The sequence below is a fragment of the Pseudomonas sp. S60 genome (assembly GCF_016647865.1).
GTDB lineage: Bacteria > Pseudomonadota > Gammaproteobacteria > Pseudomonadales > Pseudomonadaceae > Aquipseudomonas > Aquipseudomonas parafulva.
Genome location: NZ_JACVVH010000032.1, coordinates 1 through 23,247, shown reverse-complemented (window position 1 = coordinate 23,247; position 23,247 = coordinate 1). Strand labels below are relative to the sequence as shown.

General features: G+C 63.8%; 21 protein-coding genes. All 21 read left to right on the top strand.

The annotated features are described in order from the left end of the window. Positions 1 to 60: 60 nt before the first annotated feature. Positions 61 to 4,932, top strand: a complete 4,872-nt coding sequence (locus tag IAE33_RS16660; protein ID WP_236406769.1) for a glycosyltransferase — start codon at positions 61 to 63, stop codon at positions 4,930 to 4,932. A 115-nt stretch (positions 4,933 to 5,047) separates the two neighbouring features. Beyond that, entirely contained in the window at positions 5,048 to 6,238 is a 1,191-nt protein-coding gene (locus IAE33_RS16655) for a sensor histidine kinase (protein ID WP_201164342.1), read from the top strand. Then, positions 6,238 to 7,584: a sigma-54-dependent transcriptional regulator gene (locus tag IAE33_RS16650; protein ID WP_201164319.1), complete on the top strand. Its 1,347-nt coding sequence runs from the start codon at positions 6,238 to 6,240 to the stop codon at positions 7,582 to 7,584. The genes IAE33_RS16655 and IAE33_RS16650 overlap by 1 nt, the downstream gene beginning before the upstream one ends. A 173-nt stretch (positions 7,585 to 7,757) precedes the next feature. Further along, complete coding sequence (gene fliE / locus IAE33_RS16645; protein ID WP_028633473.1) at positions 7,758 to 8,090, top strand: flagellar hook-basal body complex protein FliE; 333 nt, start codon at positions 7,758 to 7,760, stop codon at positions 8,088 to 8,090. A gap of 15 nt (positions 8,091 to 8,105) precedes the next feature. Then, the gene (gene fliF, locus IAE33_RS16640; protein WP_028633472.1) at positions 8,106 to 9,884 is read left to right on the top strand and encodes a flagellar basal-body MS-ring/collar protein FliF; all 1,779 of its coding nucleotides are present in this window, start codon (positions 8,106 to 8,108) and stop codon (positions 9,882 to 9,884) included. Then, on the top strand, positions 9,877 to 10,896 hold the full coding sequence (gene fliG / locus IAE33_RS16635; RefSeq protein ID WP_028633471.1) for a flagellar motor switch protein FliG: 1,020 nt from the start codon (positions 9,877 to 9,879) through the stop codon (positions 10,894 to 10,896). The genes fliF and fliG overlap by 8 nt, the downstream gene beginning before the upstream one ends. A gap of 216 nt (positions 10,897 to 11,112) precedes the next feature. Continuing rightward, on the top strand, positions 11,113 to 11,892 hold the full coding sequence (fliH, locus tag IAE33_RS16630; RefSeq protein WP_201164318.1) for a flagellar assembly protein FliH: 780 nt from the start codon (positions 11,113 to 11,115) through the stop codon (positions 11,890 to 11,892). Next, positions 11,882 to 13,237 carry a flagellar protein export ATPase FliI gene (gene fliI, locus IAE33_RS16625; RefSeq protein ID WP_201164317.1) on the top strand — a complete coding sequence of 452 codons (1,356 nt, stop codon included), beginning with the start codon at positions 11,882 to 11,884 and terminating at the stop codon, positions 13,235 to 13,237. Before fliH ends, fliI begins: the two co-directional genes overlap by 11 nt. Before the next feature lie 6 nt (positions 13,238 to 13,243). Beyond that, positions 13,244 to 13,696: a flagellar export protein FliJ gene (gene fliJ, locus IAE33_RS16620; RefSeq protein ID WP_201164316.1), complete on the top strand. Its 453-nt coding sequence runs from the start codon at positions 13,244 to 13,246 to the stop codon at positions 13,694 to 13,696. Between the two features lie 80 nt (positions 13,697 to 13,776). Next, the gene (locus IAE33_RS16615) at positions 13,777 to 14,082 is read left to right on the top strand and encodes an STAS domain-containing protein (RefSeq protein ID WP_201164315.1); all 306 of its coding nucleotides are present in this window, start codon (positions 13,777 to 13,779) and stop codon (positions 14,080 to 14,082) included. 8 nt (positions 14,083 to 14,090) lie between these two features. After that, positions 14,091 to 15,782, top strand: coding sequence for a fused response regulator/phosphatase (locus IAE33_RS16610; protein ID WP_201164314.1), 1,692 nt, complete (start codon positions 14,091 to 14,093; stop codon positions 15,780 to 15,782). Between the two features lie 49 nt (positions 15,783 to 15,831). Beyond that, on the top strand, positions 15,832 to 16,179 hold the full coding sequence (locus tag IAE33_RS16605; RefSeq protein ID WP_201164313.1) for an Hpt domain-containing protein: 348 nt from the start codon (positions 15,832 to 15,834) through the stop codon (positions 16,177 to 16,179). A 70-nt stretch (positions 16,180 to 16,249) separates the two neighbouring features. Next, positions 16,250 to 17,494: a flagellar hook-length control protein FliK gene (locus IAE33_RS16600; RefSeq protein ID WP_201164312.1), complete on the top strand. Its 1,245-nt coding sequence runs from the start codon at positions 16,250 to 16,252 to the stop codon at positions 17,492 to 17,494. Positions 17,495 to 17,616: 122 nt separating this feature from the next. Then, positions 17,617 to 18,114 carry a flagellar basal body-associated protein FliL gene (fliL, locus tag IAE33_RS16595; protein WP_201164311.1) on the top strand — a complete coding sequence of 166 codons (498 nt, stop codon included), beginning with the start codon at positions 17,617 to 17,619 and terminating at the stop codon, positions 18,112 to 18,114. Positions 18,115 to 18,123: 9 nt separating this feature from the next. Next, entirely contained in the window at positions 18,124 to 19,092 is a 969-nt protein-coding gene (gene fliM / locus IAE33_RS16590) for a flagellar motor switch protein FliM (protein ID WP_201164310.1), read from the top strand. Between the two features lie 47 nt (positions 19,093 to 19,139). Further along, positions 19,140 to 19,604, top strand: coding sequence for a flagellar motor switch protein FliN (fliN, locus tag IAE33_RS16585; protein WP_201164309.1), 465 nt, complete (start codon positions 19,140 to 19,142; stop codon positions 19,602 to 19,604). Beyond that, positions 19,605 to 20,054, top strand: a complete 450-nt coding sequence (fliO, locus tag IAE33_RS16580; RefSeq protein WP_201164308.1) for a flagellar biosynthetic protein FliO — start codon at positions 19,605 to 19,607, stop codon at positions 20,052 to 20,054. Beyond that, a complete protein-coding gene (gene fliP, locus IAE33_RS16575; RefSeq protein WP_201164307.1) occupies positions 20,051 to 20,806 on the top strand; it encodes a flagellar type III secretion system pore protein FliP in 756 nt (251 codons plus the stop codon). Before fliO ends, fliP begins: the two co-directional genes overlap by 4 nt. A gap of 21 nt (positions 20,807 to 20,827) precedes the next feature. Beyond that, on the top strand, positions 20,828 to 21,097 hold the full coding sequence (gene fliQ, locus IAE33_RS16570) for a flagellar biosynthesis protein FliQ (protein WP_028633458.1): 270 nt from the start codon (positions 20,828 to 20,830) through the stop codon (positions 21,095 to 21,097). A 7-nt stretch (positions 21,098 to 21,104) separates the two neighbouring features. Continuing rightward, positions 21,105 to 21,881: a flagellar biosynthetic protein FliR gene (fliR, locus tag IAE33_RS16565; RefSeq protein ID WP_201164306.1), complete on the top strand. Its 777-nt coding sequence runs from the start codon at positions 21,105 to 21,107 to the stop codon at positions 21,879 to 21,881. Between the two features lie 2 nt (positions 21,882 to 21,883). Beyond that, a complete protein-coding gene (flhB, locus tag IAE33_RS16560) occupies positions 21,884 to 23,026 on the top strand; it encodes a flagellar biosynthesis protein FlhB (RefSeq protein WP_201164305.1) in 1,143 nt (380 codons plus the stop codon). The last annotated feature ends 221 nt before the right edge of the window (positions 23,027 to 23,247 follow it).

Below are 23,247 nucleotides of genomic sequence, written 5' to 3'. Positions count from 1 at the left end.
GCCGCAAGGCAGCGCGGCGCATTCACACAGCGAACAACCATTTTTGGGGGAATTGAGAGCATGACGAATTGGGCGTTGGTCGCAGGTGGGCATTGTGCCGGGCAGCCTTGGCAGGTGCAGGTCGCCGGCTTCAGCCTGGACGAACAGCAGGCTTTCCTGCTGTCCGACACTCAGTGGGCGGCACTGCAGCAGGCCTTGCCGTTGCAGCCGCTGGCTGCCTATGGGGCCGGTAACGGCCTGGCCATCACCCGTGCTACCGATGCCGTTGAGGCCTGTGACGGGGTCTTTCTGATTGTTCATGACCGTGAAAGCCAGCCAGTATTGCCCCTCTCGGCAGAGGCCCAGCGCTACCTGCTGCTGCGTGATGCCGGGCAGCACCAGGCGTTGCCCAACGCGTCGGCGTTCAGCAGGGTCTTCATTCCTTCAAAAGAAGGCACGCCACAGCATTCGAGCGTTTATATCGACAGCCTGACAGTGCCCGGAGCCGATTCGAACGGGCCGCAGGCATGGCCTGTCGAACAGGGTGCACAAGACCGCGACCACGCCCGAAACTACCATTGCTCGGCTGATTACTGGCTATTCAAGGTAACCGCTGCAATAGCCCATGCAGCCGCTGCTGCAAGGCATGCCGAACCCCTGTTGAGCGTGGTCATTCCCACCTATAACTACGGCCGGTACCTGGTTGATTGCGTCCAGTCGGTGCTTGAGCAGGGCGTCGACGATATCGAGATTCTGGTACTGGACAACGCCTCCACCGATGACACCCCCCAGGTGATGGCGGCATTCGCAGATAACCCGAAGGTGCGCTATATCCGTAACCGCTACAACTATGGCCCAGGGTACAACTGGCGTAATGGCCTGGGTATTGCGCAGGGCCGTTACTTCACGTTCCTGTCTGCAGACGATTACTTCAACCCTGGGCACCTGGCGCGCTTGCTGCCAGCACTGGAAAGCCACCCCCACAGTGCGGTCGGCTACACCGGCATCACCTGGGTCGATGGTAGCGGGCAGCCGCTGAACCAGCCGCGTCATCCGGGCTACCACAACGGTGACTATGTGGGCGGGCGCAACGAAGTGGCTGACCTGCTGATCTACGACAGTTACATGACGCCATCGGCAGTCATCTATCGGCGCGAGGCGTTCCTGCAAACCTGGAGGCCGGGCAACACCTATGGCGCAGGCGACTGGGAAATGGTCGTGCAGATGGCCGAGCGCTATCCGGACTTCGTTTATGTGGATACCCCGGGTGTCAGCTACCGCTGGCATGGGGCGCAGTATTCGACCCAGTTCTACGCCTCCACCGAGCCATTGCTGGGGCACCTGGCAATGGTCGAGGGCGTGTTCGAACGCGACGCGCAGCACCACCTGCGCGGGCGTGAACGTGAGGTAGGGGCTCACCTCAAGCGGCGTCTTGAACTGTACCCTGATGAGCACGGTACCGCCTTGGGCGTACGGGCACGTCAGCTTTGCCAGCGTCTGGAACAGCTGGCGCGCCAGCAGGAGCAAGTGCTGTTCTCCATCATCCTCACCACCTACAACCGCCCGCACATGCTGCGTGATGCGCTGAACAGCATCGCCGGCCAGGCCTTCACGGACTTCGAGGTCATTCTGGTCAATGACAACGGCGACCCGGTGGAGTCGCTGCTGGCCGATTACGACTTCCCCATCACCTACCTGCGCCAGGGCCGTAACCGTGGCCCGGCCGCAGCGCGCAACGCTGCGCTGCAGCTGGCCAGTGGCAGGTACGTGGTGTACCTGGACGATGACGACCTGTACCTGCCCGACCACCTGCAGCGGTTGGCGCAGGGGCTGGAGGCGCACCCCGACAGCGTGGTGTACACCGACGCGGTGTTTATCCAGGAAGTGATCACGGCAGGGCAACGCAACGAGGTGTCCCGCGAGCAGCGCTACCCCCATGGGCAGTATTCCCGTGAGCGTTTGCTGATCAACAACTACATCCCCATCAATACCTTTGCCTGCCCACGGGCGCTGGCGTTGGCGGTGGGGGATTTCGACGAAACCCTGGCAGGCCTGGAAGACTGGGACCTGCTCATGCGCCTGTGTGCCCGCAGCGCGTTCCATCACCTGCCCTACGAGACCGTGCAGGTGCGCATGCGCCTGGATGATGGCGCGCCTGCCCGGCGCTCGGAGCAAGCGCTGAAGGACTACCCTGCGCTGTACCGCGAGTTGTACGCCCGCCACAGCGATGCGGGCAGCGAGGAGATTCAGCGCGGCCGCCAGCAGATGCTGGATTTTCTGGCGGGCAAGCCCGCAGCATCGACCTTGCAGGACTGGCTGGACCAGCGGGTGCCTGGGGACATGCAGCGGCGGCTTATCGAGCAGCGGCTGCAGGCGCACGAAGGTGGCCCGGTAATTGGGGTCATCGTCGTAGATGCGCACGCTCAGCTGGATGCCTTGAACGCCACGCTGCAGAGCCTGGCCAGTGACCGCTGCCTGTACGCCACCGTTAAGGTATTGGCGCTGACTGCGGCCGACACGTCCACGATGGCGCAGCAACATGGCCTGAATGTCATGCCGTTGAGCGATGCCGGCCTGGGTGAGCAGCTCAACCCGCTGGTACAGGCGGGTGAGTTCGACTGGTTCATGGTGGTGGAGGCGGGCAGTGAGTTCACGGCCAGCGGTTTGCTGATCGCGGCGCTGGACCTGCTGGCGGCACCGGGCTGCCGCGCCGTTTATGCTGACGAGGGCTTGCGCGGCGATGGCGCGGAAATGGGCGCAGCGCTGCGCCCTGACCTTAACCTGGACCTGCTGCTGAGCCTGCCGGCGAGCCTGTCGCGCCACTGGCTGTTCAACCGCCAGGTGTGGCTGGACATGGGCGGCTTCCGCCAGGAGGCCGGCCAGGCCGTCGAGCTGGATTACATCCTGCGGTTGATCGAGTCTGGCGGCTTTGCAGGCCTGGGGCATATCAGCGAGCCGTTGCTGATCGGTGAAGCCCCGTCGTTGCAGGACTGCCCTGACCAGCGCGGCGTCATCCAGCGCCATCTGCACGCCCGGGGCTTTGCCCAGGCGCAGGTCGCGTCGGGCCAGCCGGGGCGTTACGACCTGAACTACGGCGCCCCTGGCGACATTCCGGTGAGCATCCTGGTGCTGCTGCAAGGCCCCAGCACCGAGCGGGCCCAGCGGTGCATGGAAACCATCCTGGAGAAGACCACCCACCGCCACTACGAAGTGCTGCTGGTGGCCCCGGCCAATGCTGGCGCTGCGGTTGACGGTTGGCTGGGCGCCGTTGCCCAGCTGGGTACCGATGCCATTCGCTGCCTGCGCTTTGCTGCCGGCCTGTCGCCGGCGCAGATGCGCAACCAGGCCGCCACCCAGGCCCGTGGCGACTTCCTGCTGTGGCTTGACGAAGGCGCTGCGGTGCTCGAAAACGACTGGCTGCAGCAATTGCTCAACCATGGCATGCGTCAGGAAGTCGGCGCTGTAGGGGCCAAGCTGGTGGCAGGCGACGCGACCATCCGCCATGCCGGTTACGTGCTTGGCCTCAATGGCCCGGTAGCCGAGGCGTTCGCCGGCTTGCCGCTGGATGCGCCCGGCTACCTGCAGCGCCTGCAGGTGGACCAGAACTACGTGGCCGTGAGCGGCAAATGCCTGTTGGTGAACAAGGGCCTGTTCCTGGAGGTGGGCGGCTTCGACGAGTCGCCCGAGTTGCAGCGCTGGGTGGATGTGGACCTGTGCCTGCGCCTGCACAGCGCGGGTTACCTGAACGTCTGGACCCCCCGTGCGCAACTGCTGCTCAGCGAAGACGCCGCCACGCCGCCCAGCGTCAAGGAAGAAGACGCCTTGTATGCCCGCTGGCTGCCTGCATTGGCGCGCGACCCGTATTACAACCCCAACTTCTCGCTGTCTTCGACCAACGGCTTTGCCCTGGCGCCCACCGAGTTGAGCTGGCGGCCACTGGCGTCGTGGAAACCGCTGCCGTTGATTCTGGCCCATGCCGCAGACCGTCACGGGTGCGGCCATTATCGCGTCATGCAGCCGCTGGAGGCGCTCAGCCGGGAGGGGCTGGCCGAGGGCGTGTTGTCCTGGAACCACTTGGCGCCTGCCGAGCTGGAGCGTTTCGGCCCGGACAGCATCGTGCTGCAGCGCCAGGTCGGCGACGAGCAGATCGAACACATACGCCGAATGCATGCGTTTTCGCAGGCGTTCAAGGTGTTCGAGCTGGACGACTACCTGCCCAACCTGCCGGTCAAGAGCGTGCACCGGTCGCACATGCCCAAGGACATCTTGCGCTCCATACGCCGTGGCCTGGCCTATGTGGACCGCTTTGTGGTGTCCACCCAGCCGCTGGCCGAGGCCTTCGCCGGGCTGCATGACGATATACGGGTAGTGCCCAACACCCTGGGGCCGCGGATCTGGAGCGGGCTCAGTGCCTTGCGCCGGCAATCGCGCAAACCCCGTGTGGGCTGGGCTGGCGGTGCAAGCCACACCGGTGACCTGGAGGTGATCGCGGATGTGATCAAGGAGCTGGCAGGCGAAGTGGAGTGGGTATTCTTCGGCCTGTGCCCGGCCAAGCTGCGGCCGTACATTCATGAGTACCATGAGAGCGTTGCCATCGAGCATTACCCGGCAACGCTGGCCAGGATGAACCTGGACCTGGCCTTGGCCCCTGTTGAGCAAAACCTGTTCAACGACTGCAAGAGCAACCTGCGTTTGCTGGAGTACGGCGCGTGCGGCTTCCCGGTCATTGCCAGTGATGTGCGCTGCTACCAGGGCTACCCGGAATTGCCGGTGACCCTGGTGAAAAACCGTTTCCGGGCCTGGGTGGATGCGATCCGCATGCACATTGCCGACCTGGATGCCACGGCCAGGGCGGGTGATGAGCTGCGCAGTGCGGTGCTGGGCGGGTGGATGCTGGAAGGGGAGAACCTGGCCAGGTGGGGCAGGGCGTGGTTGCCGGATACTGCTCAATAACAGCGGGGTAAGCTGGGAATCGCCTGGGTGCACGCTGCTCAAGTTTCGGCACGGCTATTGCTTCATCGCTGGCAACACACCGTTTTTATGACGGTCAGCCATGCGAGAGAGCACGATGCCCCAGGCCGCCCAAGTATCCACGTCCCTGGCCGAGCAGGAGAGCCGGCAGGGTGTCGAGCAGGCGTTCGCCCTGTTCGACCAGGTCTCCAGCCAGCTCAGCCAGTCCTACAGCCTGCTCGAAGCCAGGGTCAGCGAGCTGAAAGGCGAGCTGGCCGTGGTCAGCGCCCAGCGCATCGAGGAGTTGAACGAAAAGGAGCGCCTGGCCAACCGCCTGCAGAACCTGCTGGACCTGCTGCCCGGTGGCGTTATCGTGATCGACGGGCAAGGGCGCGTACGCGAGGCGAACCCGGCTGCCTGCGAGCTGTTGGGCGAGCCATTGCTCGGCCAGCTGTGGCGGCACGTGATCGCGCGCAGCTTCGCCCCGCGTGAGGACGACGGCCACGAGGTTTCGCTCCGCGACGGGCGCCGCTTGTCCATTGCAACCCGTTCGCTGGACGCCGAGCCCGGGCAGTTGGTGCTGCTCAATGACCTGACCGAAACCCGTCGCCTGCAAGATCAACTGGCCCGTCATGAACGCCTGTCGTCCCTTGGGCGCATGGTGGCCTCGCTGGCGCACCAGATCCGTACGCCATTGTCGGCCGCCATGCTGTACGCCAGCCACCTGGCAGACCCCGAGCAGGCCCTCACCACCCAAACCCGCCAGCGCTTTGCCAGCAGCCTGAAAGAACGCCTTCATGAGCTGGAACAGCAAGTGCGCGACATGCTGGTGTTTGCCCGCGGAGAGCTGCCGCTACAGGACCGTGTAACCCCCAAGGCGCTGTTCCAAGCGCTGCAGCAAGCGGCCCAGACCCACGTTCAGGGCCATGCCGTACGCTGGCAGTGCGACAGCCGCCTGGGCGAGTTGCTGTGTAACCGCGACACCCTGGTAGGCGCGTTGCTCAACCTGATCGAGAATGCCTTGCAGGCCAGCCCGGCGCCGGCAAGGCTCAAGGTTCACCTGTGGCGCCGTCAGGGCACCCTGCACCTGTGCGTCAGTGATGCCGGCAGTGGCATCGCCCCCGAGCTGCTGGGCCGCCTGGGTGAACCGTTCCTCACTACCAAATCCACGGGTACCGGCCTGGGCCTGGCGGTGGTCAAGGCCGTGGTCAAGGCCCATGACGGCGCGCTCAGCCTGCGTTCCAAGGTTGGCCGTGGCACCTGCGTGCGCATCGAGCTGCCGCTGATCGATGGGGCAGACGGCCCGTGATGCCCGTTACAGTGTTGCTGGTCGAGGATGACCGCGTGCTGCGTGAGGCGCTGGCCGATACCCTCGACCTCGGCGGCGTCGCCCATCAGGCGGTGAGCAGTGCCGAGCAGGCCCTGCAGGCCGTACGCGAAAGGTCGTTCCACCTGGTGATCAGCGATGTGAACATGCCTGGTATGGACGGGCACCAATTGTTGACGCAATTACGTCGCCAGCAACCGCAGCTGCCGGTGTTGCTGATGACCGCCCACGCCGCCGTGGAGCGCGCCGTAGAGGCCATGCGCCAAGGCGCCGTTGATTACCTGGTCAAGCCCTTCGAACCCAAGGCCTTGCTCAGCCTGGTACAACAGCACGCGGCAGGGCGCGCCGAGGACGCGGACGGCCCGATTGCCTGCGAACCCGCCAGCCGCCAATTGCTGGAGCTGGCCGCGCGGGTGGCCCGCAGCGATTCCACGGTGCTGATCTCTGGTGAGTCCGGCACGGGCAAGGAAGTGCTGGCGCGCTACATTCACCAGCAGTCCACCCGTGCCAGCCAACCGTTCGTGGCCATCAACTGCGCAGCCATCCCCGACAACATGCTGGAAGCCACGCTGTTTGGCCACGAGAAGGGTGCCTTCACCGGGGCTATCGCCGCCCAGCCCGGCAAGTTCGAACAGGCCGACGGCGGCACCCTGCTGCTTGACGAGATTTCGGAGATGCCCCTGGGCTTGCAGGCCAAGCTGTTGCGGGTGCTGCAGGAGCGTGAGGTGGAGCGGGTGGGCGGGCGACGGCCCATTCAGTTGGATATCCGCGTGCTGGCCACCACCAACCGCGACCTCGCGGGCGAAGTGGCGGCGGGGCGCTTCCGGGAAGACCTGTACTACCGGCTTTCGGTGTTCCCGCTGGCCTGGCGACCACTGCGCGAGCGCCAGGGCGACATCCTGCCGCTTGCCGAAAAGTTGCTGGCGCGGCATGCGCAGAAGATGAAGCACCCACCTGTACGGCTGTCTGCACAAGCCCGTGCCTGCCTGCAGGCCTGGGCCTGGCCGGGAAACGTGCGGGAACTGGACAACGCCTTGCAGCGTGCGCTGATCCTGCAGCAGGGCGGGATGATCGAGGCGGCGGATTTTTGTCTGGAAGGCGCCATTCCGTTGGCAGCTGGCACTGAGCCATTACTGGAGAACGCCGGGCTGGAGGGCGATGTTCGCCGGCACGAGTACCAGATGATCATTGACACCCTGCGTGCCGAGCGCGGTCGGCGCAAGGAAGCCGCCGAACGCCTGGGCATCAGCCCGCGCACCTTGCGCTACAAGCTGGCACAGATGCGTGATGCCGGCTTCGATGTGGAAGCCAGCTTGTACGGTGAGTGAGCCTGGCTGCCAGGTTGCAGCGGCGCTCGGTTTCATAGGTGCAGACCCAGGTAAGTAGAACACCTCCCCTCTAACATCCCGACCGCTCCTGCCAAGGCTGGCACCTTTGTTGCTTAGGTAGGGTATCTGCCGCATCACTGTCAAAAAAATGCGGCCGCAGGAGAGAGAAGGTCATGAGCCAAGGTGTTGAATTCAATCGTCTGATGCTGGACATGCGCGCCATGCAGGCCGACGCCATGTCGTTGCCGAAGGTGGCTGTCGCCCCTGAACTGGCACCTGGGCAAAGCACCTTCGCCGACATGCTCGGCCAGGCCATCGGCAAGGTGAACGAAACCCAGCAGGCTTCGAACCAGTTGGCCAACGCCTTCGAAATCGGCAAGAGCGGCGTTGACCTCACCGACGTGATGATCGCTTCGCAAAAGGCCAGCGTCTCGATGCAGGCCTTGACCCAGGTACGCAACAAGCTGGTTCAGGCGTACCAGGACATCATGCAGATGCCGGTGTGAGGGCGGACGTAGACCATGGCTGAAGCAGTCGTCGACAACGCGCCCGCCAAAAGTGGCCCGCCAGCGTCCAAGCCGCCGATGCTGCGCCTGGCGTTTCTGGAAAACATCGCGCAGATGCCCATCCTGCGTCAGATCGGCCTCATGGTTGGCCTGGCCGCCAGCGTGGCCATCGGCTTTGCCGTGGTGCTGTGGTCGCAGCAGCCTGATTACCGCCCCCTGTACGGCAGCCTGTCGGGCATGGACACCAAGCAGGTCATGGATACCCTGTCGGCCGCTGACATCCCCTACAACGTGGAACCCAATTCCGGCGCCCTGCTGGTGAAGGCCGACGACCTCTCCCGTGCGCGCCTGAAACTGGCAGCTGCCGGCGTGGCACCCAGCGACGGCAATGTCGGCTTCGAACTGTTGGACAAGGAACAGGGGCTGGGCACCAGCCAGTTCATGGAAGCCACCCGCTACCGCCGCAGCCTGGAAGGCGAGCTGGCGCGGACCGTGTCGAGCCTGAACAACGTCAAGGCCGCCCGCGTGCACCTGGCCATCCCGAAAAGCTCGGTGTTTGTCCGTGATGAACGCAAACCCAGTGCCTCGGTACTGGTTGAGCTGTACCCAGGCCGTGCCCTGGAGCCTGGGCAGGTGATGGCGATCGTCAACCTGGTTGCCACCAGCGTGCCGGAGCTGGACAAGTCCCAGGTGACCGTGGTCGACCAGAAGGGCAACCTGCTGTCTGACCAGATCCAGGACTCTGCGCTGACCCAGGCAGGCAAGCAGTTCGACTACAGCCGCCGGGTGGAGAGCATGCTCACCCAGCGCGTGCACAACATTCTGCAGCCGGTGCTGGGCAATGACCGCTACAAGGCCGAGGTGTCTGCCGACCTGGATTTCAGTGCGGTCGAGTCCACCTCCGAGCAGTTCAACCCTGACCAGCCCGCGCTGCGCAGCGAGCAGTCGGTAGACGAGCAGCGTGCCAGCAGCCAGGGCCCGCAGGGTGTGCCCGGAGCCTTGAGCAACCAGCCGCCGGGCGCTGCGTCCGCGCCGCAGACCACCGGTGGCGCGGCCACGGCGGCCGGGGCGATCCAGCCTGGCCAGCCGTTGGTCGATGCCAATGGCCAGCAGATCATGGACCCGGCCACCGGCCAGCCCATGCTCGCGCCCTACCCGTCGGACAAGCGTCAGCAAAGCACCAAGAATTTCGAGCTGGACCGCTCCATCAGCCATACTCGCCAGCAGCAGGGGCGCACCATGCGCCTGTCGGTGGCGGTGGTGGTGGATGACCAGGTCAAGGTCGATGCAGCCAATGGCAACACCACCCATGTGCCATGGGGCGCCGAAGACCTGGCACGCTTCACGCGCCTGGTACAGGATGCGGTGGGCTACGATGCCAGCCGGGGCGACAGCGTCACGGTGATCAACGTGCCGTTCGCACCAGACCGCGGTGAAGAAATTGCCGACATCGCGTTCTACCAGCAACCGTGGTTCTGGGATATCGTCAAGCAGGTGCTGGGTGTGCTGTTCATCCTGGTGCTGGTGTTCGGCGTGCTGCGCCCGGTGCTCAACAACCTCACAGGGGGTGGCAAGCAGGCTGCCCCGGACAGCGACATGGAGCTGGGCGGCATGATCGGGCTCGATGGCGAACTGGCCAGCGACCGCGTCAGCCTGGGTGGCCCGACAAGCATTCTGCTGCCAAGCCCCACCGAGGGCTACGAGGCACAGCTCAACGCAATCAAAGGCCTTGTGGCCGAGGACCCGGGCCGTGTCGCCCAGGTCGTGAAAGACTGGATCAATGCCGATGAGTGATAACCGAGCCGTTACCGCCAAGCTGAGCCGCGTCGACAAGGCGGCCATCCTGCTGCTTTCACTGGGTGAAACCGATGCCGCGCAGGTGCTGCGCCACATGGGGCCCAAGGAAGTGCAGCGGGTGGGTGTGGCCATGGCGCAGATGGGCAACATTCACCGCGACCAGGTCGAGCAGGTGATGAGCGAGTTCGTCGAAGTGGTCGGCGACCAGACCAGCCTGGGCGTGGGTTCCGATGCCTATATCCGCAAGATGCTCAACCAGGCGCTGGGTGAAGACAAGGCCAATGGCTTGGTCGACCGCATTCTGCTGGGTGGCAACACCAGCGGCCTGGACAGCCTGAAATGGATGGAACCGCGCGCGGTTGCCGACGTGATCCGCTACGAACACCCTCAGATCCAGGCCATCGTGGTGGCCTACCTGGACCCGGACCAGGCGGGTGAAGTGCTGAGCAACTTCGACCACAAGGTGCGCCTGGACATCGTGTTGCGGGTATCGTCGCTGAACACCGTGCAACCGGCTGCGTTGAAAGAGCTGAACCAGATTCTGGAGAAGCAGTTCTCCGGCAACTCCAATGCCGCGCGTACCACCCTGGGTGGTATCAAGCGCGCTGCCGACATCATGAACTTCCTCGACAGCTCGGTGGAAGGCGCGTTGATGGACTCGATCCGCGAGATCGACAGCGACCTGTCCGAGCAGATCGAAGACTTGATGTTCGTGTTCAACAACCTGGCCGACGTCGACGACCGCGGTATCCAGGCGCTGTTGCGCGAGGTGTCTTCGGATGTGCTGGTGGTGTCCCTCAAGGGTGCAGACGAGCGGGTCAAGGACAAGATCTTCAAGAACATGTCCAAGCGTGCCTCCGAGCTGCTGCGCGACGACCTCGAGGCCAAGGGCCCGGTGCGGGTCAGCGACGTGGAAACGGCGCAGAAGGAAATCCTCACCATCGCCCGCCGCATGGCCGACGCCGGCGAAATCGTCCTCGGTGGCAAGGGCGCCGAAGAAATGATCTGAAAGCGGCAAGCTTTAAGCTGCAAGCTGCAAGAAAAAGCAGCCCCATGCAGCCTGCTTAGGCTTGTAGCTTTAAGCTGCAAGATACAAGCTTCAAGGGGTAAGAAAAAAGCAGCCCTCATGCAGTCTGCTTTGGCTTGCAGCTTGCAGCTTGCAGCTTGCAGCTTGCAGCTTGCAGCTTGCAGCTTGCCACTTGCAGCTATTTAAACAGGCGAGTTCATGTCCACCAAAGAACATCATCCCAGCGACCTGATCCGTGCCCGTGACCTTGAGGGTGTGGACGTATGGGCGCTGCCCAGTTTTGACCCCCAGCCGCCGCCTCGGTCCGAACCGGAACAGCCGGTAGAAGTGGAAGAAGAGGTCGAGGAAGTGCCGCTGGAAGACGTCCAGCCGCTTACCCTCGAAGAACTCGAAGCCATTCGCCAGGAGGCCTATAACGAGGGCTTCGCCACCGGGGAGCGTGAAGGTTTTCACAGCACCCAGCTGAAGGTGCGTCAAGAAGCCGACGAAGCCCTCAAGGTGAAGCTGGCCAGCCTCGAACGCTTGATGACCCACCTGATGGAACCGATCGCCGAGCAGGACACGCACATCGAGAAAACCCTGGTGCACCTGGTGGCCCACATCACCCGGCAGGTGATTGGCCGCGAGCTGCACAACGATTCCAGCCAGATCACCCAGGTACTGCGCGGCGCGCTGAAACTGCTGCCGATGGGCGCTGACAACATCCGCATCCACCTCAACCCGCAGGACTTCGAACTGGCCAAGGCCCTGCGCGAGCGCCATGAAGAAAACTGGCGGCTGCTGGAAGACAGCACCTTGCTGCCGGGCGGCTGCCGCATCGAAACGGCCCAAAGCCGCATCGACGCGACCATGGAAACCCGCATCGAAAAAGCGGTGGCACAACTGTTCGATCAATTGCACGACCATTCCCTGCACCCTGCCGCCGCTGACCTCTCGGTAGACCTGGATGCACCGGCGGAGCCAGCGGATGCGCCTTGAACGCACCAGCTTCGGCAAGCGCCTGGGCACTTACGCCGAGGCCATCGGGCTGCCGGCGCAACCGGTGGTCGAAGGCCGCCTGCTGCGCATGGTGGGCCTGACCCTGGAAGCCGAAGGCCTGCGCGCTGCCGTGGGCAGCCGTTGCCTGGTCATCAACGATGACAGCTACCACCCTGTGCAGGTTGAAGCCGAGGTAATGGGCTTCGCCGGGCCCAAGGTGTTCCTGATGCCGGTGGGCAGTATTGTCGGCATTGCCCCTGGCGCGCGGGTGGTACCGCTGGACGACGGCGGTCGCCTGCCCATGGGCATGAGCATGCTGGGCCGGGTGCTCGATGGTGCCGGCCGTGCACTGGATGGCAAGGGTGGCATGAAGGCCGAGGACTGGGTGCCCATGGACGGCCCGGTGATCAACCCGCTCAACCGCGACCCTATCAGCAAGCCGCTGGACGTGGGCATTCGCAGTATCAATGGCCTGCTTACCGTAGGCCGCGGCCAGCGCCTTGGCCTGTTTGCCGGCACCGGTGTGGGCAAGTCGGTGTTGCTGGGCATGATGACCCGTTTCACCGAAGCCGAGATCATTGTGGTGGGCCTGATTGGCGAACGGGGGCGCGAGGTGAAGGAGTTCATCGAGCACATCCTCGGCGAGGAGGGGATCAAGCGCTCGGTGGTGGTGGCATCGCCTGCCGATGATGCGCCGCTGATGCGCCTGCGCGCTGCCATGTACTGCACCCGCATCGCCGAGTACTTCCGCGACAAGGGTAAAAACGTGCTGCTGCTGATGGACTCGCTGACCCGCTTCGCCCAGGCCCAGCGGGAAATTGCCCTGGCCATCGGCGAACCACCGGCTACCCGCGGTTATCCGCCGTCAGTATTCGCCAAGTTGCCCAAGCTGGTGGAGCGGGCCGGCAACGGTGAGGCGGGTGGCGGCTCCATCACGGCGTTCTACACGGTATTGTCCGAAGGCGATGACCAGCAGGACCCCATCGCCGACTCGGCGCGGGGCGTGCTGGACGGTCACTTCGTGCTGTCGCGGCGCCTGGCCGAAGAGGGTCATTACCCGGCCATCGATATCGAGGCCTCCATCAGCCGGGTGATGCCGCAGGTGGTGGATGCCGATCACCTGCGCGAGGCGCAGAAGTTCAAGCAGCTGTGGTCGCGCCTTTCGCAAAGCCGCGACCTGATCAGCGTGGGGGCCTATGTTGCAGGTGGCGACCCTGAAACGGATTTGGCCATCGCCCTGCAGTCACGCCTGGTCGAGTATTTGCGCCAGGGGTTGCAGGAGAACGTGGGCATGGCGCAAAGCCGCGACCAGTTGGGGGCGATTTTCACGCCCCCGGCAGGCTGATAGCCGGTGGCGCTGCCAGGGCGCGCCGCGCGCCTTGCGCCGGTGGTGGGCATGGCCGAAGAAGCCGAGCGCAAGGCCGCCCAGCGCCTGGGGCAGTTCCAGCAGCAGGTGGCCACGGCCCAGGCCAAGCTGGCAGAGCTGGAGCGCTTTCGCGAAGATTACCAGCAGCAGTGGATCAACCGCGGTGGCCAGGGGGTGAATGGCAGTTGGCTGGTCAATTACCAGCGCTTTCTCGGGCAGCTCGAAACCGCCATGACCCAGCAGCGTCAGAGCCTGGTGTGGCACCAGAACAACCTCAACAATGCGCGGGGCGTGTGGCAGCAGGCCTACGCGCGGGTTGAGGGGTTGCGCAAACTGGTGCAGCGCTACATGGATGAAGCCCGGCGTGCCGAAGACAAGCGCGAGCAGCGCCTGCTCGATGAACTGTCCCAGCGCCTGCCGCGCCAGGAATCGCTCTAGCCTCCACCACTTGCGGCCCCCCGCCGTGGCTGCTACACCTTCATGAGGACGCACCCGCCATCATCGAAGGAATCGCTGAAATGGCAGTTGAAACGGATTTTTCGCAGGACGGCAAAAAGCTCACGATCAGGATCAAAGGGCGCTTCGATTTCGGCAGGCACCAGGAATTTCGCGATGCCTACGAGCGTCAGCCAAGCCGCCCCGATGCCGTGGTGGTCGACCTGCAAGACACCACTTACCTCGACAGCTCGGCGCTGGGCATGCTGCTGATGCTGCGCGACCACGCCGGGGGCGATGAAGCCGATGTGCGGGTGGTGCATGCCAGCTCGGATGTGCGCAAGATCCTCGCCATCTCCAATTTCGACAAACTCTTCGACATCAGTTGAGCGCCAATATGCCGGCCGGGCAGGGTTTGACGGTGCTGGTTGCCGAAGACAGTGACGTCGACCGCATGCTCCTGGCGCAGATCGTCAAGCGCCAGGGGCACGTGGTGGTCACTGCGCAGAACGGCCAGGAAGCGGTGGCATTGTTCAGCGAACGCCGCCCGCAGCTGGTGCTGCTCGATGCGTTGATGCCGGTGATGGACGGCTTCGAGGCCGCGCGGCAGATCAAGGCCCTGGCCGGCGAGGCGCTTGTGCCGATCATCTTCCTGACATCCCTCAATGAAGAGCAGGCGCTGGTGCGGTGCCTGGAGGCGGGCGGCGATGACTTCATGGCCAAACCGTACAGTGCCGTGATCCTGGCTGCCAAGATCCGCGCCATGGACCGCCTGCGCCGGCTGCAGGACACGGTGCTCCAGCAGCGTGACCAGATCGCCCGGCATCACCACCACCTGCTGAATGAGCAGCGGGTAGCCAAGGCGGTATTCGACAAGGTCGCCCACTCCGGTTGCCTTGCCGCGCCCAACATCCGCTTTGTGCAGTCGCCTTACGCGCTGTTCAACGGCGACCTGATGCTCGCGGCCTTCACGCCGTCCGGTGACATGCGCGTATTCCTGGGGGATTTCACCGGCCATGGCCTGCCGGCAGCGGTCGGTGCCATGCCCCTGGCCGAGGTGTTCTACGGCATGACGGCCAAGGGCTACACCATGCCCCAGGTGCTGCGCGAGATGAACGCCAAGCTCAAACGCATCCTGCCCGTCGACATGTTCTGCTGCGCGCTGTTGCTCAACCTCAGCCAGCAGCGGGCGGTAGTGGAGGTATGGAACGGCGGCATGCCCGACGGCTACCGCCTGTCGGCGGAAGGTGCTGTATTGACGCCATTGCAGTCACGTCATCTACCGTTGGGTATTCTGGGGCCTGGGCAGTTCGATGACGCTGTCGAGGTGTGGCCGCTGGCCGCGGGCGAGCGGGTTTTGCTGCTGTCCGACGGCGTGCTGGAAACAGCGGATGCCCAGGAGCGCCTGTTCGGTGAGCAGCGCCTGCGGTCGGTGTTGGCCGGCAACCGCGAGCCAGCGCTGCTGTTCAGTGAGCTGATGCAGGCGCTGGCGCTTTTTGGTGGGCAGCCTCGGGATGACATCAGTTTGTGCGATATCCGCATGCCCGGCGCCCAAGAGCCGTTGCCGGCTCCTGTAAACTACCCGGACAGCGGCCCGACCAGCCCGGCAGACTGGTCGCTGGGGTTCGAGGTTCGCGGTCAAAGCCTGCGTCAGTTCAACCCCGTGCCGTACCTGGTGCAGTTGTTGCAGCAGGTTCATGGCCTGCGTGCCCGTGGCGGGAACCTGTACAGTGTGCTCAGCGAGTTGTACTCCAACGCGCTTGAACATGGCGTGCTTGGCCTGGATTCGCAGCTCAAGCGGGATGTGCAGGGGTTTGCCGACTATTATCAGGAGCGCGCTCGGCGCCTGGCGTTGTTGAGCGAGGGCTTCGTGCGCATCGACCTTGTGGTTGAACCGCATGCCCAGGGCGGGCGTCTGAAGATCGACGTGCGTGACAGCGGTGAGGGTTTCGACGTGCAGCAGGTGCTGTCACGGGCCGCATTGCAACAGGGATTGAGCGGGCGCGGGCTGGAACTGGTCCGGCGCCTGTCCAGCAGCGCGACCTGGGCCGAAGGTGGCCGGTGCGCACGCGTGGAGTTCGCCTGGTGAGCCTGGGGCGGGCTCAAGCATTTATCTGGCTTGATCAAGGAGCGAACAAGTGGCTGACATGCATATCGACCACAAGGTACTCAGCGACCTGCGAGAAGTCATGGAAGATGGCTACCTGCAGCTGGTACAGACCTTTCTAGACGACTCCGAGCGACGCCTGGGGCAACTGCATGCGGCCCGCAGCGCCCAGGAGCTGGGCGCCGCTGCCCACAGTTTCAAGGGCAGCAGCAGCAACATGGGCGCCGTTGCGCTGGCGGGCCTGTGCCAGCAACTGGAGGAACGTGCCCGCCGCCCCCCTTTGTTCGGCATCGAAGACCTGATCAGCCGTATCGATCAGGAGTTCGCCGAGGTGCAGCGCTTCTACCGTGCCGAGCAGCAGGGCATATCCGCAGGCTGACAGGTAACTTGGCGCGACTTTTGCTCATACACCGACGTGATCATTCAGTTTATGGCGCGGAGACCGCTTAATGCCTGTCGCATCCAACCCCTTGTTGCAAGCCAATACCCTTGGCGATCCCTCCCGTACGGCGCCCGCGTCAGCGGGCAAAACGCCGCAGGTACAGGGCAACAACGGCGATGGTTTCGGCCAGGTAATGGCGCGTCAGGGGCGCGACAAGGTTGCCGGCCCTGCCGATAAAGCTGTTGCCAGCAAACCGTCGGACAAAAGCGATGGGGCTGTAAGCGGCAAACAGTCGGCAGCCGATAAGGGCAAGGTTGCCGATGACGGCAATAAGTTGCCGGCCGAGGACACCACTGCGGCCGACACCGGCATGCGTGACGCCAGCCTCGTCGCTGGGCAGGTCACCGACGCCCCACCAGGCGCGCAACTGATCCAGGCCCAGGCACAGGCTGTGGCACCCGTGCTCCAGGCCGCTGGCCCGCAGCCTGAAGAATCACCTGCCGAGCAGGCGTTTGACCCAGATGCCGACCCGCTCGCCAATCTACCGACGCTGCGCCTGGCGCTTGAGCACAGCGCTCAGGCCAAAGGCAGTACATCGGCTCATGCGCTGGACGCGGACCGCACCCAGGGTGAAAGTAATGCTACTGCCGTCAATACCTTGGCGGGTGGCGTGACCAGTGCCGAGGGCGAGGCCGACGGTACTGGCGACAAGGCCTTCGGCGCCCTGCTCGAAGATGGCCTCAAGGATACCAAGAGCGCCGCCAGCGATACCCGGGTTGATGATTTCGCCAGCCGCCTGGCCAACCTGACCCAAGCGGCCACCGCGAAGACTGCCAATGCCGTACCGGTCAACCCCAACCCGCTGCACCAGCCTCTGCCGATGAATCAGGGTGCCTGGACTGAAGGTTTGGTGAACCGGGTGATGTACCTGTCCAGCCAGAACCTGAAGTCGGCAGATATTCAACTGGAGCCGGCCGAGCTGGGTCGCCTGGATATCCGTGTCAACGTTGCCGCCGACCAGCCCACCCAGGTGACCTTCATCAGCGGCCATGCTGGCGTACGCGACGCCCTGGACAGCCAGGTGCACCGGCTGCGGGAGTTGTTCACCCAGCAGGGCCTGGCGCAGCCGGACGTCAACGTTGCCGACCAGTCCCGCGGCCAGCAGCAGGGCCAGGCGCAGCAGCAGGGCAGCCAGCTGTCCGGGGTGGCTGCGCGCCGAGCGGAGCAGGGCGCCGCTGAAACGACCGAGGCATCCAGGCCCGTCGAGCAGCAGGTGGTCATCGGCGACAGCGCGGTCGACTACTACGCCTGATTCGCCAACACGGCGATTCCCCCTTCGCGCAGCTGTAAGCTGGGCTGCGCGCAATCTGGCATAACACTTGCTCAAGCCATCCCATTCTTCCTATAACCCCTGATGGACGACGGATTATTGGCATGGCGAATACCGAAGCAGTGAAAGACCCCGCCGCTAAAGGCAAACTCAAGCTGATCCTGCTCATCGTTGCGGGTTTGTTGCTGGCCATTGGCCTGTCGGTGGGCGCCACCTGGTTCTTCATGCACAAGAGCGAGCCGGCCCCGGCTGCCGATGCCGCCGCTACCAACGTCAAGCCCGCCGCCATCTACGAGGCACTGACGCCGGCATTCGTCGTCAATTTCAACCAGAACGGCCGCCAGCGCTACATGCAGGTCAGCATTACCCTGCAGGCCCGCAACCAGGCGGACCTGGACGCCCTCAAGGTGCACATGCCGGTGATCCGCAACAACCTGGTGATGATGTTCTCCGGGGTTGGCTTCGATACCTTGGCCAGCAGTGCAGTGGGGCAAGAGATGCTGCGCCAGAAGGCTACCGTGGTGGTGCAGGAAGTGGCCCAGAAGGAAGTCGGCAAGCCGGTAATCGACCAGTTGCTGTTCACCAATTTCGTATTGCAGTAGGAGTGGGCAATGGCCGTACAGGACCTGCTGTCCCAGGATGAGATCGATGCCCTGTTGCATGGCGTCGACGACGGTCTGGTACAGACCGAGAGTGCATCCGAGCCTGGCAGCATCAAAAGCTACGACCTGACCAGCCAGGACCGCATTGTTCGGGGGCGCATGCCTACCCTCGAAATGATCAACGAACGCTTTGCCCGCTACACCCGCATCAGTATGTTCAACCTGTTGCGCCGCTCTGCCGACGTGGCGGTGGGGGGCGTGCAGGTGATGAAGTTCGGTGAGTACGTGCATTCGCTGTACGTGCCCACCAGCCTGAACCTGGTGAAGATCAAGCCGCTGCGCGGCACGTCGCTGTTCATCCTCGACGCCAAGCTGGTGTTCAAGCTGGTGGACAACTTCTTCGGCGGCGACGGCCGCCACGCCAAGATCGAAGGCCGCGAGTTCACCCCTACCGAATTGAGGGTGGTGCGCATGGTGCTGGACCAGTGCTTCATCGACCTTAAAGAGGCCTGGCAGGCGATCATGCCGGTGAACTTCGAGTACATGAACTCCGAGGTCAACCCGGCCATGGCCAACATCGTCGGCCCCAGCGAGGCGGTGGTGGTGTCCACCTTCCACATCGAACTGGACGGCGGTGGCGGCGACCTGCACGTGACCATGCCTTACTCGATGATCGAGCCGGTGCGCGAGATGCTCGATGCGGGCTTCCAGTCCGACCTGGACGACCAGGACGAGCGCTGGGTCAAGGCCTTGCGCGAAGACGTGCTGGACGTTGCCGTGCCGGTGACCGCCACCGTCGCCCGCCGCCAGCTGAAACTGCGCGACATTCTGCACATGCAGCGTGGTGACGTGATCCCGGTCGAGCTGCCCGAGCACCTGGTGCTGCGCGCCAATGGCGTACCAGCGTTCAAGGCGCGCCTGGGCTCGCACAAGGGCAACCTGGCCCTGCAGATCATCGACCCGATCGAACGCCGCTGAGCGCGTGCCGCTCGCTTTTACCGAATTGAATGCCTGTCGAGGAAACCATGGCTAACGAAAACGAGATCACCTCTCCAGAAGACCAGGCGCTGGCCGATGAGTGGGCCGCGGCGCTGGAGGAAACCGGCGCGGCCGGCCAGGCCGATATCGATGCACTGCTGGGCGATACCGGCAACAACCCAGGGCCGGGCCGCCTGCCCATGGAAGAGTTTGCCAGCTCGCCCAAGCCCAACCCCAACGTCAGCCTGGAAGGCCCGAACCTTGATGTGATCCTGGACATCCCGGTGAGCATTTCCATGGAAGTGGGCAGCACCGAAATCAACATCCGCAACTTGCTGCAGCTCAACCAGGGGTCTGTGATCGAACTCGACCGCCTGGCGGGTGAGCCGCTTGACGTGCTGGTCAACGGTACGCTGATCGCCCATGGCGAGGTGGTGGTGGTCAACGAGAAGTTCGGCATTCGCCTGACCGACGTGATCAGCCCCAGCGAACGTATCAAGAAGCTGCGCTGAGTGAAGGGCATGAGGCGCGCCAGCGCGGCACCCATCGCACTGTTGGCCAGCCAGCTATGCCAGGCCGCGGCCACGCCGGCACTGACCCCGGCGGCGCCGCCAGGCAGCCTGAGCGGCCAGCTGGCGCAGATGGTGTTCGGCCTGCTGCTGGTAGTGGGGCTGATCTTTCTGCTGGCGTGGCTGCTGCGGCGTGTGCAGGGCTCGGCGGTAAAGGGCGGGCAGGTGATCGAGATCGTCGGCAGCCGCGCCATCGGCCCGCGGGACCGGTTGCTGCTGGTACAGGTGGGCAAGGAGCAGATCCTGATCGGTCACAGCCCCGGCAGCATCGAGACCCTGCATGTACTGGCAGAGCCGGTCGAGGTCCCGCAGGGGGCGCGCCAGGCAACGCCTGAGTTTGCCCAACGGCTGATGGAACTGATGGGCAAGGACCCTAAGGACAAGACGCGATGAGCGCCACGCTGCGTACGTTGTTCACCCTGCTGCTGTTGCTGGCCGCGCCGCTGGCCCTGGCTGCCGACCCTTTGTCGATCCCCGCCATCACCTTGTCCAACGGGGCGAACGGGCAACAGGAGTATTCGGTCAGCCTGCAGATTCTGCTGATCATGACGGCGCTGAGCTTCATCCCTGCGTTCGTCATCCTGATGACCAGCTTCACCCGCATCATCATTGTGTTCTCCATCCTGCGTCAGGCCCTGGGCCTTCAGCAGACGCCGTCCAACCAGATCCTGACGGGCATGGCGCTGTTCCTCACCCTGTTCATCATGGCGCCGGTGTTCGACCGGGTGAACCAGACCGCCCTGCAGCCTTACCTGAACGAGCAGATGACCGCGCAGGAGGCCATCGACAAGGCCCAGGCGCCGCTGAAGGACTTCATGCTGGCGCAGACCCGGCAAAGCGACCTGGACCTGTTCATGCGCCTGTCCAAGCGCACCGACATCACCGGCCCTGACCAGGTGCCGCTGACCATCCTGGTGCCGTCGTTCGTCACCTCCGAGCTGAAGACGGCGTTCCAGATCGGCTTCATGATCTTCATTCCCTTTCTGATCATCGACATGGTGGTGGCCAGTGTGTTGATGGCCATGGGTATGATGATGCTGTCGCCACTGATCATCTCGTTGCCGTTCAAGATCATGCTGTTCGTGCTGGTGGACGGCTGGGCGCTGATCATGGGTACGCTGGCTGGCAGTTTTGGTGGCGTGTGATGCCGCCTGGGAGCGCTGTGAATGACGCCTGAAGTTGCTGTCGACCTGTTCCGCGATGCCTTGTGGCTGACCACGCTGATGGTGGCCGTGCTGGTGGTGCCGAGCCTGCTGGTGGGGTTGATGGTGGCCATGTTCCAGGCCGCCACGCAGATCAACGAACAGACCCTGAGCTTTCTGCCGCGCCTGCTGGTGATGCTGGTCACGCTGATCGTGGCCGGGCCCTGGCTGGTGCAGAAGTTCATGGAGTACATCACTAACCTGTACACCAACATTCCGCAACTGATCGGTTGACGGCCTGATGCTGGAACTGACTGACACGCAGATCGGCACCTGGGTAGCCACGTTCATCCTGCCGTTGTTCAGGGTAACGGCGGTGCTGATGACCATGCCTATCTTCGGCACGCGCATGTTGCCGGCACGGGTGCGCCTGTACGTTGCGGTGGCGATTACCGTGGTGATCGTGCCAGCGTTACCGCCATTGCCCCAGTTCGACCCCCTGAGCCTGCGAGGGCTGCTGCTGTGCGCCGAGCAGATCATCGTGGGCGCGCTGTTCGGCTTAGCCCTGCAGTTGCTGTTCCAGGCGTTCGTCATCGCCGGGCAGATCGTGGCGGTGCAGATGGGCATGGCGTTCGCGTCGATGGTGGACCCGGCCAACGGCGTGAACGTGGCGGTCATCAGCCAGTTCATGACCATGCTGGTGAGTGTGCTGTTTTTGCTGATGAACGGGCACCTTGTGGTGTTCGAGGTGCTGACCGAAAGCTTCACCACCTTGCCGGTGGGCAATGCGCTGATGGTGAACCACTTCTGGGAGTTGGCCGGGCGCATGAGCTGGATGTTCGCGGCCGGGTTGATTTTGATTCTGCCGGTGATTGCCGCCTTGCTGGTGGTGAACGTCGCCTTCGGCGTGATGACACGGGCGGCGCCGCAACTGAACATCTTTTCCATCGGCCTGCCGCTGACACTGGTCATGGGCATGCTCATTTTCTGGGTGGGCCTGGCCGATGTGTTGTCCCATTACCAGGCATTGGCCAGCGAGACGCTGCAATGGCTGCGTGAGCTGGCGAGGGCGCGCTGAGCATGGCGGAAAGCGAGAGCGGTCAGGACAAAACAGAAGACCCCACCGAGAAACGCAAGCGCGACGCCCGCGAAAAGGGCGAGATCGCGCGCTCCAAAGAGCTGAACACGGTGGCGGTGACCCTGGCGGGCGCTGGCGGGCTGCTGGCGTTTGGCGGGAACCTGGCCGAGACGCTGCTGACGCTGATGCGCATGAACTTCAGCCTCACCCGTGAGGTGATTGTCGATGAGCGGTCGATGGGTGCGTTTTTGCTGGTGTCCGGCAAGATGGCCATCTGGGCTGTACAGCCTTTGCTCATCCTGTTGTTCGTGATCTCCTTCGTGGCCCCGATCGCCCTGGGCGGCTTTGTGTTTTCCGGCAGCCTGCTGCAACCCAAGTTCAGCCGCATGAACCCGTTGTCGGGGCTCAAGCGCATGTTCTCGATGCACGGCCTGACCGAACTGCTGAAGGCCATGGCGAAGTTTTGCGTGATTCTGATCGTGGCCGTGGTGGTGCTGGTCAATGACCGCCAGGCCTTGTTGTCGATTGCCAACGAGCCGCTGGAGCAGGCGATCATTCACAGCTTGCAGGTGGTGGGCTGGAGTGCCTTGTGGATGTCTGCCGGGCTGCTGCTGATTGCGGCAGCGGACGCGCCGTACCAGCTGTGGCAGACGCACAAGAAAATGAAGATGACCAAGCAGGAAGTGCGCGACGAATACAAGGACAGCGAAGGTAAACCTGAGGTCAAGCAACGTATCCGCCAGTTGCAGCGCGAGGTGTCGCAGCGGCGCATGATGGCGGCCGTGCCCCAGGCCGACGTGATCATCACCAACCCCACCCATTACGCCGTGGCATTGCAATACGACCCCGAAAACGGCAATGCGGCGCCTTTGCTGCTGGCCAAGGGCAGCGACTTCATGGCGCTCAAGATCCGGGAGATCGGGGTAGAGCACAAGGTGCAGATTCTGGAGTCACCGGCGCTGGCGCGGGCGATCTACTATTCCACCGAAGTGGAGCACGAAATCCCTGCGGGCCTGTACCTGGCCGTTGCCCAGGTGTTGGCCTATGTGTTCCAGATCCGCCAGTACCACGCTGGCAAGGGCAAGCGCCCGGATCCGCTTAAGGATGACCTGCCGATTCCGGCGGATTTGCGGCGGGATAATTGACCCGGGGCATGGCTTTACACAGCCTCGCGCCCCCTGCCTCAGGCAACATTGGCCAGAAAAAAACGGTAGCGATGCGCCGCGCGGGCGGCGCTCGATCTCCCAGGCGCTGCACCTGTAAAGGCGAACACCTCCCAGCCCAACCGTATTTTGCCGGTGGAGGGTCCGGGGCAGAGATTGCATCAGGGCTGCCAGGTGTTCGCCTCAACATGATCTGCGCCTAC